Origin of the sequence: Burkholderia sp. 22PA0099 (assembly GCF_047497165.1) — a bacterium.
Lineage (GTDB): Bacteria > Pseudomonadota > Gammaproteobacteria > Burkholderiales > Burkholderiaceae > Burkholderia.
This window is the reverse complement of sequence record NZ_CP163165.1, coordinates 684,945-701,023: the sequence shown is the minus strand read 5'-3', so window position 1 is coordinate 701,023 and position 16,079 is coordinate 684,945. Positions and strand designations below refer to the sequence as shown.

The window sequence follows — 16,079 nt, the reverse complement described above, 5'->3', positions numbered from 1 at the left end:
TCCGCCTCCCCATGCGCATCGTCCTCATCACCGGCATTTCCGGCTCCGGCAAATCCGTCGCGCTCAATGCGCTCGAGGATTCGGGCTACTACTGCGTCGACAATCTGCCGCCGCGCGTGCTGCCCGAACTCGTGCGCCATGTCGGCGACGACGGCCAGCAGCGGCTCGCGGTCGCCATCGACGCGCGTTCGAGCGCCTCGCTCGACGACATGCCGAACCTGATCCGCGAGCTGTCGCAACACCACGACGTGCGCGTGCTGTTCCTCAACGCCAGTACCCAGGCGCTGATCCAGCGCTTCTCCGAAACGCGCCGCCGCCATCCGCTATCCGGTTCCCCGTCGCACGACGCCGATGTCGGCGTGATGTCCTCGCTGGCCGAGGCGATCGAACGCGAGCGCGAACTGGTTTCGCCGCTGGCCGGCTTCGGTCACGAGATCGACACCAGCAACCTGCGCGCGAACGTGCTGCGCACCTGGGTCAAGCGCTTCATCGAGCAGCCCGACGGCGATCTGGTTGTGATGTTCGAATCGTTCGGCTTCAAGCGCGGCGTGCCGCTCGACGGCGATTTCATGTTCGACGTGCGCGCGCTGCCGAACCCTTACTACGACCGCGAACTGCGGCCGCTGACCGGGCTCGATCAGCCGGTCATTGCGTTCCTCGATGCGCTGCCGATCGTGCACCAGATGATCGACGACATCGAAAGCTTCATCGTCAAATGGCTGCCGCACTTCCGCGACGACAACCGCAGTTATCTGACGGTCGCGATCGGTTGCACAGGTGGCCAGCATCGCTCGGTGTTCATTGCGGAGACGCTCGCCGCGCGTCTGTCGCGGCAGGCGAACGTGATAGTGCGGCATCGTGACGCACCGGTGGATGCCGAAGCGTCATCGCGGCTCGTCAAGTAGACCGTCGAGCCGCTCCTCGTCAGGGGTGCCCGCCATGTCCTCGCTTTCGACCCAACTCGTCGATTTGCCGTTGTTCCCATTGCATACCGTGCTGTTCCCGGGCGGCCTGCTGCCGCTGAAGGTGTTCGAGGCGCGCTACGTCGACATGGCGCGCGGGTGCCTGCGCGACAACGTCCCGTTCGGCGTCTGCCTGCTCAAGAGCGGCCCCGAGGTCGCGCAGGACGACCAGGTGGCCGTGCCCGAAGCCGTCGGCTGCATGGCCGAAATCGTCGAATGCGATACCGGCGAATTCGGCATGCTGTTTTTGCGCACGGTCGGCACGCGGCGCTTCGCGCTGCTCTCGCACCGCGTCGAATCGAACGGATTGCTGGTGGGTATCGTCGACCCGCTGCCCGAGGATCGCCCGCTCGACGGCGAACAGGCGATCGCCCAGTTCGGCGCATGCGCGGAGGTGCTCGAACGGATCATCGCGGCGCTGCGCAACGTGAAAAACGCCGCGCTGCCGTTCCTCGAACCGTTCCATTTCGACGACCCGACCTGGGTGTCGAATCGACTCGCCGAAGTGCTGCCGCTCGAGTTGCGGACGCGGCAGAAGCTGATGGAGCTTCCCGACGCGGCCGCGCGCATCGACGCCGTGCATCAGGTACTCAAGCGCCACGACTGGCTATAAATGCGCGGGGCAACGGCACCGCGCACCGCACGCCCCTTCTCAGATCAGCGGCCCGCTCAGGGCGTCGAGCAGCTTGCGCACGGGCGCCGGCACGCCGTAGGCATCGAGCCGCGCGAGCGGCACCCACTCGGTATCGGCCTCGGCCGCGGCGGACTGCGCGCCCACCTCGGCGATGCGCGGTTCGATCTCGAGCCGGAAATGCGTGAAGGTGTGCACGAACGGCGCCAGCGCGCTGACGGTTTCGCCGCCGAATTCACGCACGCGTTGCAGTGCCGCCGCATCGCCATCGGCTTCGGGCAGGCTCCACAAGCCGCCCCAGATGCCGCTCGGCGGGCGCCGCTCCAGCAGCACGGCATCGCCGTCACGCAGCACCAGCATCCAGGTACGGCGCGTGGGCACCGCCTTCTTGGGACGCGCGGCCGGCAGCTCGCGCTGACGGCCCGTCACGTTCGCGACGCAATCGGCCGCATACGGGCAGCGTCGGCATTCGGGCTTGCCGCGCCCGCACAGCGTCGCGCCGAGATCCATCAGGCCCTGCGTGTAGGCGCTGATGCCGGCGTCGTCCTCGTCGCGCGGGAACAGGCGTTCGGCCAGCCCCCACATCTCGTTCTCGATGCGCTTCTCGCCCGGAAAGCCTTCCACGCCGAACACGCGCGCGAGCACGCGCTTGACGTTGCCATCGAGGATCGGCGCGCGCGCGCCGAACGCAAACGACGCGATCGCGGCGGCCGTCGAACGGCCGATGCCGGGCAACTCGGCCAGCGCATCCGGCGACGACGGAAACTGGCCGCCATGCTGCTCGACCACCACCTGCGCGCAGCGATGCAGATTGCGCGCGCGCGTGTAGTAGCCGAGGCCGGCCCATAGCGCCATCACGTCGTCCGACGGTGCTGCCGCAAGCGCGGCGACGTCCGGAAAGCGGTCGAGAAAGCGCAGGTAGTACGGGATGACGGTCGACACCTGGGTCTGCTGCAGCATGATTTCCGACAGCCAGATCCGGTACGGATCGCGCGTGTTCTGCCAGGGCAGGTCGTGGCGGCCATGGTCGCGCTGCCAGGCGATGAGGCGGCCCGCGAAGCCGGCTTCGAGCGGGGTGGCCGGCGCAATCGGCGCCGGACGGGTGCGTGGGGGTTTCAAATTCGTTTCAACGCTGACAATTCGGACAGAAGTAGGTCGACCGCTGGCCCTGCACGATCTGGCGGATCGGCGTGCCGCACACGCGGCACGGTTCGCCCGCACGATCATAGACAAAGCAGTCGAGCTGGAAGTAGCCGCTTTCGCCGTTGCTGCCGACGAAATCGCGCAAGGTGCTGCCGCCGCGCTCGATCGCATCGGCGAGCGTGGTGCGCACCGCCTCGGCCAGCCGCTCGTAGCGCGGCAACGACACTTTACCGGCGGCCGTGGTCGGACGGATGCCGGCACGAAACAGGCTCTCCGACGCATAGATGTTGCCGACCCCGACCACGATGTCGCCGGCCAGCAGCGCCTGCTTCACCGAAACGGTACGCCCGCGGGTGCGCCGGTACAGCAGCGCCGGCGTAAAAATCGGCGAGAACGGCTCGACGCCGAGCGTCGTCAGCAGGTGATGCTCGTGGATGTCGCCCTGCTCGCGCGGGTGCCAGAGTACGGCACCGAAGCGGCGCGGATCGCGAAAGCGCAGCACGCATTCGTCGAAGATCCAGTCGATGTGATCGTGCTTGGCGGCGGCGGGCGGCTCCCCGCCCGGCAGCACGCGCAGCGTGCCCGTCATGCCGAGATGGACGATGAACCAGCCGGCATCCACCTCGAACAGCAGGTACTTGCCGCGCCGCTCGACGCGCAGCACTTCGCGCGATTCGAGCGCGGCGGCAAGATTTTCGGGGACGGGCCAGCGCAGCATCGCGGTGCGCACGTCGACGCGCTTGACGCGTCGACCGGCAACGAAAGGTTCGATTCCGCGACGTGTAACCTCGACTTCCGGCAACTCTGGCATGGTTTTGTGGTCTGTGTGTGGCTAATGGCGATCGTGCGCGTATTGTAGCGAGCGCGTTACAATCGTCGAAACCTCGAACGGATTTCCATGACCTTGTCCTCGACGCTGTCTTCGAAGCGCTCCGCCGCCCGTGCGCGCCGCGCGTTCGCCTTCCCGGTCCGCCGCGCACTCGGCGCCGCGCTGCTCGCCGCATGGGCGTTCGGCGCGCTGCCGGCCCACGCACAGACGCCGGCATCGGGCGCTACCGCCGCATCGCCAGCCGCAGCAACCGATGACGATTCCGCATCGCAAAGTGCGTTCTCGCCGGGCTTCCCGGACGAAAAGAAGGATCTGCCCGGCCTCCAGCTGACGGCGCAAATCGTCTATCAGGTGCTGGCCGCCGAGGTCGCACTGCAACGCTCCCAGCCCGCTCCCGCGTACCAGACCTACCTCGCGCTCTCGCGCGACACGAAGGACCCGCGCATGGCGCAGCGTGCGACGGAAATCGCGCTGGCCGCGCAAAGCCCGTCCGACGCGCTGGCCGCGGCCAATCTGTGGCGCGAGTATGCACCCGATTCGAACCGCGCGGCGCAGGTCGATGCCGCGCTGCTCGTGCTGTCCGGCAAGCCCACCGACGCCGAGCCGCTGCTCGCGCGCGAGCTGGCCCGCACCAACGGCGACAACCGCGGCGATGCGATCCTCGCGCTGCAAGCGCTGATCTCGCGCGGCCCGAACCGCACCGATGGCCTGACGGTCCTGCAGGATCTGCTCAAGAACGACCTGATCCGCCCCGAGGCCCGCCTCGCGATCGCGCGCCAGCAACTGGCGACCGACGACAAGGCCGGCGCCGTCACCTCGCTGAAGCAGGCGCTCGAACTGAAGGCCGACTACCTGCCGGCCGCGCTGATGCTCGCGCAAATGGGCCCGCAGGAGCGCGCGATCGGTGTGGCCTCGTTCGAGAAATTCGTCCAGCAGAACCCGAAGTCGCGCGAGGGCCGCCTCGCGCTGGCGCAGCTCTATCTCGCCGACAACCGCCTCGACGATGCACAAAAGCAGTTCGAGACGATGCACCGCAACGATCCGAAGGAGCCGGCGCCGCTGATGGCGCTCTCGCTGATCAAGATCCAGGAAAAGCAGTACGGCGATGCGCAGAAATACCTGAAGCAATACATCGACGTCGCGCAGAAGCGGCCCGACGCCGATGTCGGCCAGGCCTATGTTTATCTGGCGCAGTTGTCGGTCGAGCAGAACGACAACGCGCAGGCCTCGCAGTGGCTCGACAAGATCGATCCGGCCAGCCCGCACTACATCCCGGCGCAAGTCACGCGCGCGCAGATCCTCGCCAAGCAGGGCAAGGTCGACGACGCGCGCAAGGTGCTGGCGAGCCTGCAGATCAGCGATCCGCGCGATGCGGCCGTGATCGCGCGCACCGACGCCTCGCTGCTGTTTACGGCCAAGCGTTACCGCGAAGCTGCCGACCGCCTCGCGCAAGCCGTCGATGCGTTCCCGGACGATCCCGACCTGCGCTACGACTACGCCATGGCCAATGAAAAAATCGGCCAGTACACCACGATGGAACAGCAGTTGCGCCTGCTGATGCGCATGCAGCCGGACAACCCGCAGGCCTACAACGCGCTCGGCTATTCGCTGGCCGACCGCAACCAGCGCCTGCCGGAAGCGAACCAACTGGTCGAAAAGGCCGTGGCGCTGGCGCCGAAGGATGCGTTCATCATGGACAGCCTCGGCTGGGTCAAGTACCGGATGGGCGATAACGCCGCTGCCGAGAAAATCCTCACGCAGGCGTACACGCTGCAGCCGAATGCCGAAATCGGCGCCCACCTCGGTGAGGTGCTCTGGAAGAGCGGCCAGCAGGACAAGGCCCGCGACGCCTGGCGCGCCGCGCAAAAGCTCGAACCGGACAACGAGACGCTGCTCAACACGCTCAAGCGTTTCGAGGTGAACGGGCTGTGAGCGTATCGATTCGCATGAAGGCGCCGTTCGCGCCGGCTTTCCGCCATGCCGCTGCCGCGCTCGCCACGGGCGCCCTGCTCGCCGGCTGCGCGACGCAACCGGCCGGCCCCGCGGCCACCGGCTCGACCACGCCCCCCACCGCCGACGCGATCACGACGCAGGCCGCGCACGCGTACACAGGCCGATTCGCGGTTCGCTACGACGACCGGCTCGGCAAGGAACAGAACGCCTACGGCAATTTCAACTGGCAGGAAACCGGCAACGTCATCACGCTCGAGTTGCGCAGCCCGCTGGGCCAGACGCTCGCCGTGGTGCGCTCGTCGCCGCAGCGCGCCTCGCTCGAAATGCCGGGCCGCGCGCCGCGCTTCGCGGGCGATGTCGGCCAGTTGATGCAGGACACGCTCGGCTTCGCGCTGCCGCTCGACGGCCTGCGCTACTGGATGTTGCCGCAGCCGGCGCCCGGTTCGCCGGCCGACGTCCAGCGCGAGGATGCCACCCGCCTGAAGCAGATCCGCCAGGACGGCTGGACCATCGACTATCTGGCCTATGCCGATGCGCCGGCCACCGGCGTCAAGCGGCTGAACCTGACGCGTGCGGAACCGCCGCTCGACATCAAGCTCGTGCTCGACCGCTGATTCCCGTTCCTTTGCCAAGAAGTCCCGCCAGCATGACCGATACTCCCCGCGCCCTGCGCGACTGCCTCGCCCCGGCGAAGCTGAACCTGTTCCTGCACATCACCGGCCGCCGCCCGGACGGCTATCACGCGCTGCAAACCGTGTTCCAGTTGCTCGATTGGGGCGACACGCTGCACTACACGCTGCGCGAGGATGGCGTAGTCCATCGCGTCACCGAGGTCGATGGCGTGCCCGAGGCGAACGACCTCGTGGTGCGCGCCGCGCGCCTGCTGCAAGCGCATGCGGGCACGTCGCTCGGCGTCGACATCGAAATCGACAAGGTGCTGCCGATGGGCGCCGGCCTCGGCGGCGGCAGTTCGGACGCGGCTACCACGCTGCTCGCGCTGAATCGCCTCTGGCAACTCGATCTGCCGCGCGCCGAACTGCAGGCGCTGGCGGTCAAGCTCGGTGCCGACGTGCCGTTCTTCGTATTTGGGAAAAATGCGTTCGCGGAGGGTATCGGCGAGGCGCTGGAGCAGGTAGAATTGCCGCCTCGCTGGTTTCTGGTTGTGACGCCTCGCGCTCATGTACCGACCGCTGAAATATTTTCAGATGAGTCGTTGACAAGAGATTCGAAACCCATCACAATTACGGACTTTCTTGCACAGCAAACCAGCAAGGGTTGGCCAGATAGCTTCGGCCAAAACGACATGCAGGCAGTTGTGACAAAGAAGTACGCGGAAGTTGCAAAGGTGGTCAAAGCGTTGTATGATTTGACCCCTTCGCGGATGACCGGCTCTGGAGCCAGTGTCTTCGCGGCGTTCGGCAGCAAGGAGCAGGCGAAAGCAGCACAAGCCTCGCTACCCGCTGACTGGAACAGCGCAGTTACCGGAAGTTTGGGTGAACATCCACTCTTTGCTTTCGCGTCATAAGTTTTGCTGCATCGGATGTCCTACACTTCCGGTGAAGCTCATAGTTGAGTGTAGGGGAGTCGCCAAGTTGGTCAAGGCACCGGATTTTGATTCCGGCATGCGAGGGTTCGAGTCCTTCCTCCCCTGCCAAGTTTTCCTCAGTTATTCCCGCCCCCAGCCCGAAGCAGGTTCATGATGAGCAGCCATGACGGCCTGATGGTTTTCACTGGCAACGCGAACCCCGCGCTTGCGCAGAAAGTCGTCGACAAACTCGGTATCCCTCTTGGCAAGGCCATGGTCAGCCGTTTTTCCGACGGTGAAATCCAGGTCGAAATCCAGGAAAACGTGCGCGGCAAGGACATCTTCGTCCTGCAATCCACCTGCGCGCCGACGAACGATAACCTGATGGAACTGATGATCATGGTCGATGCGCTCAAGCGCGCATCCGCCGGCCGGATCACCGCTGCCATCCCCTACTTCGGTTATGCGCGTCAAGATCGCCGCCCGCGTTCGGCGCGCGTCGCGATCTCGGCGAAGATCGTCGCGAACATGCTGGAAATCGCCGGCGTCGAGCGGATCATCACGATGGATCTGCACGCCGACCAGATCCAGGGCTTCTTCGACATTCCGGTCGACAATATTTACGCCACGCCGATCCTGTTGGGCGACCTGCACAAGCAGAATCACCCGGATCTGCTGGTGGTATCGCCGGACGTCGGCGGCGTGGTCCGTGCCCGCGCACTGGCCAAGCAACTGAACTGCGATCTCGCGATCATCGACAAGCGTCGTCCGAAGGCGAACATCGCCGAAGTGATGAACATCATCGGTGAAGTCGACGGCCGCACCTGCGTGATCATGGACGACATGGTCGATACGGCCGGCACGCTCTGCAAGGCAGCGCAAGTGCTGAAGGAACGCGGCGCGAAGCGCGTGTTCGCCTACGCCACGCACCCGGTGCTGTCGGGTGGCGCGGCAGCGCGTATCGATGCGTCGGAACTCGACGAACTCGTCGTGACCGACACCATCCCGTTGAGCGCGGAATCGCTCGGCAGCAAGAAGATCCGCGCCCTGTCGAGCGCCGATCTGCTCGCCGAAACCTTCGCGCGCATCCGCCGCGGCGATTCGGTGATGTCGCTGTTCGCCGAGTCCTGATCCAGGCTCGGATCGCGTCGGGCCTGCCCCGGCGGCGATCCGCACGAATTCGGTAGTTCGCAAAAAGCGAAGCGTCCGCGCTTCGCTTTTTGCACAATCGGCCCGGTAGGACGAAACCCGGGCCGCGTCTTTGGGCCGCAAGGCCTGTTCAAACTGCCTGGTCGCGGGCAGCAATGGAGAATCACATGAAAGTTGTCGCTTTCGAGCGTACTCTGCAAGGTACGGGTGCGAGCCGCCGCCTGCGTAACACCGGCAAGACCACGGGTATCGTGTACGGCGGTGAAGCAGCCCCCCAAATGATCGAACTCGATCACAACGCCCTGTGGCACGCCCTGAAGAAGGAAACGTTCCACGCTTCGATCCTCGAGCTCGAAGTGGCAGGCAAGACGGAAAGCGTCCTGCTGCGCGACGTGCAATACCACCCGTTCCGCCAGCTCGTTCTGCACGTCGATTTCCAACGCGTCGACGCGAAGAAGAAGCTGCACACGAAGGTGCCGGTCCACTTCCTGAACGCAGAAACCAGCCCGGCAGTGAAGCTGTCGAGCGCGGTCATCTCGCACGTCATCGCTGAACTGGACATCGAGTGCCTGCCGTCGGCCCTGCCGGAATTCGTCGAAGTCGATCTGTCGAAGCTGGAAGCCGGCCAATCGATCCACGCGAAGGACATCGCCCTGCCGAACGGCGTGGCGCTGGTCGCTCACCTCGACGCAGAAAACCCGGTGGTCGCAACCGCGACGATCCCGGCTGCTGTCGTGTCGGACGAAGCCGCTGCTGGCGAAGGCGAAACGCCGGCTGCCTAAGCCCGCTTTCGCACCGTTTCGTAACGGTAGAAGCAACCCGCCGCGGCCTGCCCGGCGGGTTTTTTCATTTTTGCGGCTCACACATCATGATCAAACTGATCGTCGGCCTCGGCAATCCGGGCGCCGAATACACGGCGACGCGCCACAACGCGGGCTTCTGGCTCGTCGATCAACTCGCGCGCGAAGCCGGCGCCACGCTGCGCGACGAACGGCGCTTCCACGGCCATTACGCCAAGGCCCGGCTCTACGGCGAGGAAATCCACCTGCTCGAGCCGCAGACCTACATGAACCGCTCCGGCCAGTCGGTCGTGGCGGTCGCGCAATTCTTCAAGATCCTGCCCGACGAGATCCTCGTCGCGCACGACGAACTCGATCTGCCGCCCGGTTCGGTGAAATTCAAGCTCGGCGGCGGCAGCGGCGGCCACAACGGCCTGAAGGATATTTCCGCGCACCTGTCCTCGCAGCAATACTGGCGGCTGCGGATCGGCATCGGCCATCCGCGCGACCTGATTCCCGAGGGCGCCCGTGCCGGCGCCAAGCCCGACGTGGCGAACTTCGTGCTGAAGCCGCCGCGCCGCGAAGAACAGGACGTCATCGATGCATCGATGGAGCGCGCGCTCGCCGTGATGTCGATCTTCGCCAAGGGCGAAACCGAGCGCGCCGTGATGCAACTGCATCGCAACAGCGCCTGAACCCACTCGCAAGTCCGGTCACGCCGGTGCGCCCGAGGCGCGCGGCGTGCGTTAAGCTGCACGTTTTCAGTGAGGAGTCCGTGGTGAGCCGTTATTGGAGCAATATCGTTCAGCAGCTCGTGCCCTACGTGCCGGGCGAACAGCCGGCGCTGGCGAACCCCGTCAAGCTGAACACCAACGAGAACCCGTATCCGCCGTCGCCGCGCGCCGTCGCCGCGATCGCGCGCGAACTGGGTGCCGACGGCGAATCGCTGCGCCGCTACCCCGATCCGCTCGCGCGCAATCTGCGCGAAGCCGTCGCCGCGCATCACGGGCTGACGCCCGATCAGGTGTTCGTCGGCAACGGCTCCGACGAGGTGCTCGCGCATACGTTCCAGGCCCTGCTCCAGCACGACCGCCCGATCCGTTTCCCGGACATCACCTACAGCTTCTATCCGACCTACGCACGCCTGTACGGCGTCGAGTACGAAGCCGTGCCGCTGGCCGACGATTTCTCGATCCGCGTCGAGGATTACCTCGGCGGCAACGGCGGCGTGCTGTTCCCGAACCCGAACGCCCCGACCGGCCGCGCGTTGCCGCTGGCCGACGTCGAGCGGATCGTTGCCGGCAACCCCGACGCCGTGGTGGTGGTGGACGAAGCCTATGTCGATTTCGGCGCCGAATCGGCGATCTCGCTGATCGCGCGCCATCCGAACCTGCTCGTGGTGCATACGGCATCGAAGGCTCGCTCGCTCGCCGGCATGCGCGTGGGCTTCGCGTTCGGCGATGCGGCGCTGATCGAGGCGCTCAATCGCGTCAAGGACAGCTTCAACTCCTATCCGCTCGACCGGCTCGCCCAGGTGGCGGCGCAGGCGGCATACGAGGATCGCGAGTACTTCGATGCGACCTGCGCGCGCGTGATCGACAGCCGCACGCGACTGACGGCCGCGCTGACGAGCCTCGGCTTCGAGATCGTGCCGTCGGCGGCGAACTTCGTGTTCGCGCGCCACGCGGGCCACGACGCGGGCCAGCTCGCCGCCGCGCTGAAGACGCGCGAGATCTTCGTGCGCCACTTCCGGCTGCCGCGCATCGATCAATATCTGCGCATCACGGTCGGTACCGACGCGGAATGCGAGACGCTGGTCGCCGCGTTGCGCGAACTGATCGGCTGAATACGAGGCTCAAGCGGGCACAGCGCGGGGGTTATCCACGCACTGGCACAGCGGGCGCCTGTGCGCCCGTTTCGCTGCGTTCGAATCGTCTGGAAAGTATCGGAGAAGAGCGTGAAGCCGGCATCGGCCGGCTTCACGTCAGGATGCGCCGTTCTCGCCCGTGGCGGCGGTCAGCGCATGGTATTTCACCATCAACTGATCCTGCGTTTCCGCGTGCTGCGGATCGCGCGGAATGCACTCGACAGGGCAGACCTGCTGGCACTGCGGTTCGTCGAAGTGGCCGACACATTCGGTGCACTTGCCCGGATCGATCACGTAGATGTCCGGACCCATCGAAATCGCGCCGTTCGGGCACTCGGGCTCGCACACGTCGCAATTGATGCACTCGTCGGTAATCATCAAAGCCATACTGGTCTCGCTTCCGCCGGCATCGTGCCGGCACATGCTGCTGGGCCGGCAACGACGCTCTCGCGTCAGGCCGCCGGCCCCTGGCCCATTGCGGCCACTTTTTCCGTCAGCCATTTCTCGACCGACGGGAATACGAACTTGCTGACGTCGCCGCCCAGTTGCGCGATCTCGCGCACGATCGTGCCCGAGATGAACTGGTATTGGTCGGACGGCGTCATGAACATGGTTTCGACATCGGGCAACAGATAGCGGTTCATGCCGGCCATCTGGAACTCGTACTCGAAATCGGACACGGCGCGCAGGCCCCTGACGATCACGCGCGCATTGTTGGTACGCACGAAATCCTTGAGCAGCCCGGTAAATCCCATCACCTTCACGTTCGGATAATGCCCGAGCACTTCGTTCGCGATCTTCAGGCGCTCTTCGAGCGAGAAAAACGGCTTTTTCGCCCGGCTGTCGGCCACGCCGACGACCAGCGTATCAAAAATGCTCGATGCGCGCCGCACGAGATCCTCGTGCCCGCGCGTCAGCGGATCGAACGTACCCGGGTACACGGCGACTACCATGTCGCTCCTCCTGTGAACTTTCAATAGGGGCCGCAGCAATAGCGATCTCGCGCCGCCGCCATCCTGGGCACACGTCGCGGAACCCGCGCGGCGCCTCGTTTGGAACGCGCATTATTCATCATTTTCGCGTTGCAGCAAATGATAGTGGACGGCGCCGGCCTTGCCGTCGCGCTCGACCCGCCAGCCCGCCAGCGCTTCGTGCCCGGCCGGATCGAGCGGCTCGCCCGCTTCGACGTAGAGATGACCACCGGGAGCGACGAGCTTGACGGCGAGCGCGAGCGCGCGTTCGAACAGCGCGGCATCGTCGAACGGCGGATCGAGGAACACCACGTCGAACGCGCCCGGCGTGAGGCCGGCCGCGAGGCGCAGCGCGTCGGCTTCGGCCACTTCCACCGCGCGCGCCGCCAGCTTCTCGCGGGTCGCGCGCAGTTGCTCGGCCGCGCGCGAATTGCGCTCGACCATGACCACGCTGGCCGCGCCGCGCGAGGCAGCCTCGAAGCCGAGCGCGCCGGTGCCGGCGAACAGGTCGAGGCAGCGGCGGCCGTCCATGTCCTGGCCAAGCCAGTTGAACAGCGTTTCGCGCACGCGGTCGGGCGTCGGGCGCAGGCCGTCGAGATCGAGCACCGGCAACGGCGTGCGTTTCCACTCTCCACCAATGATGCGGACCGCGTGCGGCTTGCCGCGATTGGCGCTGGAGGACGGGCGGGCGGAGGACGGACGGGGCATACGAAACCGGCTGAAACGGGTAATCGGGGCGGGCCGCTGGCCCGGAACAGGCGCACGTTACCACAGCCGGCCGCGCGCCTCGCCGCTGCCCGCGCGGCGCGCCTGATAAAATCACGCGTTTCGAGCCACCGGCCGAGGCCGGGCCTCCCCGCTCCCCTTCCCCCCAAGCCAGCAGACCATGTTCAGCTTCTTCAAACGATTGATCGGCTCGAAGGCCGACGACGCGTCACAAGACGCGCCGGCCGACGAGCAGACCGGCGCCGAGGCCGCGCCGGACACGCCGCGGCCTGCCGAGCCCCGTGCTGGTGCGACACCGGCCACGCCCGCCATGCCGGCCGCTCTGGCGCCTGTCACGGCCCAGCCGGCCGCCCCCGTGGCCCCGGCGCCGCAAGTCGCGCCGCCCGTGGCGAGCACGCCTACGGCCCCCGCACCGCGAGCAGACAGCACCGCCGTCGAAATCGTCCCGCCGCCCGCGCCCGAACCGGCCGCCAAGAAATCGTGGATCGCGCGGTTGCGCTCGGGCCTGTCCAAGACGAGCTCGAACCTGACGAACGTGTTCGTCAGCACCAAGATCGACGAAGACCTCTACGAAGAACTCGAAACCGCGCTGCTGATGTCCGACGCTGGCGTGGACGCCACCGAATACCTGCTCGGCGCGCTGCGCGAGCGCGTCAAGGCGCAGCGCCTGACCGATCCGCAGCAGGTCAAGACGGCGCTGCGCACGCTGCTCGTCGAATTGCTCCAGCCGCTCGAGAAATCGCTGATGCTCGGTCGCGCGCAACCGCTCGTGATGATGATCGCGGGCGTCAACGGCGCGGGCAAGACCACCAGCATCGGCAAGCTGGCCAAGCATCTGCAGAGCTTCGATCAATCGGTGCTGCTGGCCGCCGGCGACACGTTCCGCGCCGCCGCGCGCGAACAGCTCGCGATCTGGGGCGAGCGCAACAACGTCACGGTAGTGCAGCAGGAAAGCGGCGATCCGGCCGCGGTGATCTTCGATGCGGTGGGCGCCGCCCGCGCGCGCAAGATCGACGTGGTGATGGCCGATACGGCCGGCCGCCTGCCCACGCAGTTGCATCTGATGGAAGAGCTGCGCAAGGTCAAGCGCGTGGTCGGCAAGGCGCAGGCCGACGCACCGCACGAGGTGCTGCTCGTGATCGACGCAAACACGGGCCAGAACGCGCTCGCACAGGTCAAGGCCTTCGACGACGCACTCGGCCTGACGGGCCTGATCGTCACCAAGCTCGACGGCACCGCGAAGGGCGGCATCCTGGCCGCGATCGCGCGCCAGCGGCCGGTGCCGGTGTACTTCATCGGCGTCGGCGAGAAGGTGGAGGACCTGCAACCGTTCAGCGCCGAGGAATTCGCGGACGCGCTGCTCGGCTGATTCCACGCCGGCAGGTTGTGCCCCCACGAGGACGCCACGGCGTCCTCGTGGCCGTTTACGCGTTACTCGGCGTCCGGTTGCACGTCGGGCGCGGCCGCCCGGAACGCGTCGAGCGTCATCGCGTGCGCGTGGATGCGCACGAGCGTCGGATACGGCGCCAGATCGACCTCGAAGCGCTGCGCGTTGTAGATCTGCGGGATCAGGCATAGATCGGCCAGCGTCGGCGTATCGCCATACGACAGCTTGCCGGTGCGCGGATCGCCGGCCAGCCGCGCTTCCAGCGCCGTGAAGCCCTGCTCGATCCAGTGGCGATACCACGCGTTCTTCGCGTCGTCGGGCACCCCGAGCGTGCGCTTCAGGTAGCGCAGCACGCGCAGGTTGTCGAGCGGATGGATCTCGCAGGCGATCTGCAAGGCGATCGCCCGCACATGCGCGCGGTCGGCCGGCGTGCGCGGCAGCAGCGGCGGCTCGGGCACCGTCTCGTCGAGATATTCGATGATCGCGAGCGACTGCTGCAGCGTCGTGTCGCCGTCGACCAGCGTGGGCACCAGCGCATCGGGATTGAGCGCGCGGTAGGCGTCCTGCAACTGCTCGCCACCGCCGCGCAGCATGTGCACGGGGCGATAGTCGAACGGCAGCCCCTTCAGGTGCAGCGCGATGCGCACGCGATACGACGCGGAACTGCGGAAATAGCTGTACAGCTTCATCGGTTGCTCCTCCCGGATGCGATCCGTCATTGTGCCGGCGCGGCGCCGCCGCCGTGCAAGCCGCCGCCGCGCGTTTGCCAGAATGCCGCAAATGCGGTATTCAGTGGGCTTCCCGCCTACCCGGGCCGGCGCGCGCCAATGCCGCGACGCGCCGCCCCCAGCCGCCAAGCCTCGATGACCGACGTCCGCCCCCATTCCGCTCCGACCGAACCGTTTCCGTGCGCCCGCTTCATCAAGGAGATCGGCCGCGGCCCGCACGGCGCCCGCGCGCTGTCGACCGACGACACGTTCGCCCTCTACCAGGCGATGCTCGACGGCCGCGTGTCGGACGTCGAACTCGGCGCGGTGCTGATCGCGTACCGGCTCAAGGGCGAATCGGCCGAGGAACTGGCCGCGATGCTGGCCGCCGCACACGCGTCGTTCGCGCCGCTCGCCGTGCAGTCGGGCGCCTTCCGGCCGGTGTCGATTCCGAGCTACAACGGCGCGCGCAAGCAGCCGAACCTGGTACCGCTGCTCGCGCTGCTGCTGGCGCGCGAAGGCGTGCCGGTGCTGGTGCACGGCGTGAGCGTCGATCCGGGCCGCGTGACGAGCGCCGAAATCTTCGCCGAACTGGCGATGCCGGCCGCCGCCACGCCGGCCGAGGCCGAGCGCGATCTGGCCGAACGCCGCACCGCCTTCATGCCGCTCGAGGCGCTCGCGCCGAAGCTCGCCCGCCTGCTTGATCTGCGCCGCGTGCTCGGCGTACGCAATTCCACGCACACGCTGGTCAAGCTGTTGCAGCCGTTCGCGCCGCTCGGGCTGCGGCTCGTCAACTACACGCACCCGCCGTATCGCGACAGCCTCGCGCAGTTGTTCCGCGAGCACCCCGACGCGGCCGCGGGCGGCGCGCTGCTGGCGCGCGGCACCGAAGGCGAGGCGGTGGCCGATACGCGCCGCCAGGTACAGGTCGACTGGCTGCACGACGGGGTATGCGACACGCTGATCGAACCGGAACGCTCGTCGCCCGATGCCCCGGCCGTCGATCTGCCCGAATCGAAGGACGCGGCGACCACCGCGGCCTGGACGCGCACCGTGCTGAACGGCGAGACTCCGGTGCCGGACGCACTCGCGCGGCAAATCGGCACGATCCTGCGCGTCGCTCGCATCGCCGGCTAACGGTTGCCCGGCTGCGGCCGGTGCGCTGGCGGTCCGGCCCGCTCGGGCCCGACCGCCGCCGAGCCGCATCGGCCGCCTGGCCGCCCGAATCGCACGGCTATTCGACCGATTCGCGACAACCTGCCGCCACGCCACCGATTGACAACGCGAAACGACTTCGAATACAGTTGTCGCCATGCGTTGCTTTCCGAACCCCCTCCGAATTACTTCCGGCCGCCTAGCGCGGTCGCTATCGCTACGACTAGCGTAAAGCTGTCGTAGCGCCGTGCATCCCGCACGGTCCCCCCTGAGCAGTTCTCGCAGCACCTTCTCG

General features: G+C 66.9%; 17 protein-coding genes and 1 tRNA gene. 12 read left to right on the top strand and 6 right to left on the bottom strand.

Annotation, left to right across the window (positions count from 1 at the left end; translation table 11 throughout):
• Positions 1-11 precede the first annotated feature (11 nt).
• Together rapZ and AB4851_RS18420 are read left to right on the top strand one after the other, a co-directional pair.
• The gene (gene rapZ, locus AB4851_RS18425) at positions 12-905 is read left to right on the top strand and encodes an RNase adapter RapZ (protein ID WP_414450968.1); all 894 of its coding nucleotides are present in this window, start codon (positions 12-14) and stop codon (positions 903-905) included.
• A gap of 34 nt (positions 906-939) precedes the next feature.
• Positions 940-1,575, top strand: a complete 636-nt coding sequence (locus AB4851_RS18420; protein ID WP_414445659.1) for an LON peptidase substrate-binding domain-containing protein — start codon at positions 940-942, stop codon at positions 1,573-1,575.
• A 39-nt stretch (positions 1,576-1,614) separates the two neighbouring features.
• Here the strand turns inward: AB4851_RS18420 and mutY are convergent, their stop codons facing one another.
• Entirely contained in the window at positions 1,615-2,712 is a 1,098-nt protein-coding gene (gene mutY / locus AB4851_RS18415; RefSeq protein WP_414450967.1) for an A/G-specific adenine glycosylase, read from the bottom strand.
• 7 nt (positions 2,713-2,719) lie between these two features.
• A complete protein-coding gene (mutM, locus tag AB4851_RS18410) occupies positions 2,720-3,547 on the bottom strand; it encodes a bifunctional DNA-formamidopyrimidine glycosylase/DNA-(apurinic or apyrimidinic site) lyase (protein WP_414450966.1) in 828 nt (275 codons plus the stop codon).
• A gap of 87 nt (positions 3,548-3,634) precedes the next feature.
• On the opposite strand from mutM, the gene AB4851_RS18405 reads away from it, so the two are divergent.
• The 8 genes from AB4851_RS18405 (at position 3,635) to hisC (ending at position 10,817) form a co-directional block, all read left to right on the top strand.
• On the top strand, positions 3,635-5,497 hold the full coding sequence (locus AB4851_RS18405) for a tetratricopeptide repeat protein (RefSeq protein ID WP_414443118.1): 1,863 nt from the start codon (positions 3,635-3,637) through the stop codon (positions 5,495-5,497).
• Positions 5,498-5,505: 8 nt separating this feature from the next.
• Positions 5,506-6,132, top strand: a complete 627-nt coding sequence (lolB, locus tag AB4851_RS18400) for a lipoprotein insertase outer membrane protein LolB (RefSeq protein ID WP_414451886.1) — start codon at positions 5,506-5,508, stop codon at positions 6,130-6,132.
• A gap of 32 nt (positions 6,133-6,164) precedes the next feature.
• The gene (gene ispE / locus AB4851_RS18395) at positions 6,165-7,043 is read left to right on the top strand and encodes a 4-(cytidine 5'-diphospho)-2-C-methyl-D-erythritol kinase (protein ID WP_414450965.1); all 879 of its coding nucleotides are present in this window, start codon (positions 6,165-6,167) and stop codon (positions 7,041-7,043) included.
• Between the two features lie 52 nt (positions 7,044-7,095).
• A tRNA-Gln gene (locus AB4851_RS18390) sits at positions 7,096-7,172 on the top strand.
• A 45-nt stretch (positions 7,173-7,217) separates the two neighbouring features.
• Positions 7,218-8,174, top strand: coding sequence for a ribose-phosphate pyrophosphokinase (locus tag AB4851_RS18385; RefSeq protein WP_414451885.1), 957 nt, complete (start codon positions 7,218-7,220; stop codon positions 8,172-8,174).
• Between the two features lie 185 nt (positions 8,175-8,359).
• Complete coding sequence (locus tag AB4851_RS18380; protein WP_414443120.1) at positions 8,360-8,974, top strand: 50S ribosomal protein L25/general stress protein Ctc; 615 nt, start codon at positions 8,360-8,362, stop codon at positions 8,972-8,974.
• Between the two features lie 86 nt (positions 8,975-9,060).
• Positions 9,061-9,666: an aminoacyl-tRNA hydrolase gene (gene pth / locus AB4851_RS18375; protein ID WP_414443121.1), complete on the top strand. Its 606-nt coding sequence runs from the start codon at positions 9,061-9,063 to the stop codon at positions 9,664-9,666.
• Positions 9,667-9,749: 83 nt separating this feature from the next.
• Positions 9,750-10,817: a histidinol-phosphate transaminase gene (gene hisC, locus AB4851_RS18370; protein WP_414450964.1), complete on the top strand. Its 1,068-nt coding sequence runs from the start codon at positions 9,750-9,752 to the stop codon at positions 10,815-10,817.
• A gap of 138 nt (positions 10,818-10,955) precedes the next feature.
• Here the strand turns inward: hisC and AB4851_RS18365 are convergent, their stop codons facing one another.
• The 3 genes from AB4851_RS18365 to rsmD form a co-directional block, all read right to left on the bottom strand.
• Entirely contained in the window at positions 10,956-11,225 is a 270-nt protein-coding gene (locus tag AB4851_RS18365) for a YfhL family 4Fe-4S dicluster ferredoxin (protein ID WP_414443123.1), read from the bottom strand.
• A gap of 65 nt (positions 11,226-11,290) precedes the next feature.
• The gene (gene coaD, locus AB4851_RS18360) at positions 11,291-11,791 is read right to left on the bottom strand and encodes a pantetheine-phosphate adenylyltransferase (RefSeq protein ID WP_414443124.1); all 501 of its coding nucleotides are present in this window, start codon (positions 11,789-11,791) and stop codon (positions 11,291-11,293) included.
• A 111-nt stretch (positions 11,792-11,902) separates the two neighbouring features.
• The gene (gene rsmD / locus AB4851_RS18355; protein ID WP_414450963.1) at positions 11,903-12,517 is read right to left on the bottom strand and encodes a 16S rRNA (guanine(966)-N(2))-methyltransferase RsmD; all 615 of its coding nucleotides are present in this window, start codon (positions 12,515-12,517) and stop codon (positions 11,903-11,905) included.
• Positions 12,518-12,695: 178 nt separating this feature from the next.
• Between rsmD and ftsY the strand changes: the two genes are divergently transcribed.
• Complete coding sequence (gene ftsY / locus AB4851_RS18350; RefSeq protein WP_414450962.1) at positions 12,696-13,904, top strand: signal recognition particle-docking protein FtsY; 1,209 nt, start codon at positions 12,696-12,698, stop codon at positions 13,902-13,904.
• A gap of 62 nt (positions 13,905-13,966) precedes the next feature.
• Here ftsY and maiA read toward each other — a convergent pair whose 3' ends face one another.
• On the bottom strand, positions 13,967-14,611 hold the full coding sequence (maiA, locus tag AB4851_RS18345) for a maleylacetoacetate isomerase (protein WP_414450961.1): 645 nt from the start codon (positions 14,609-14,611) through the stop codon (positions 13,967-13,969).
• 174 nt (positions 14,612-14,785) lie between these two features.
• Between maiA and ybiB the strand changes: the two genes are divergently transcribed.
• On the top strand, positions 14,786-15,766 hold the full coding sequence (ybiB, locus tag AB4851_RS18340; RefSeq protein ID WP_414450960.1) for a DNA-binding protein YbiB: 981 nt from the start codon (positions 14,786-14,788) through the stop codon (positions 15,764-15,766).
• The last annotated feature ends 313 nt before the right edge of the window (positions 15,767-16,079 follow it).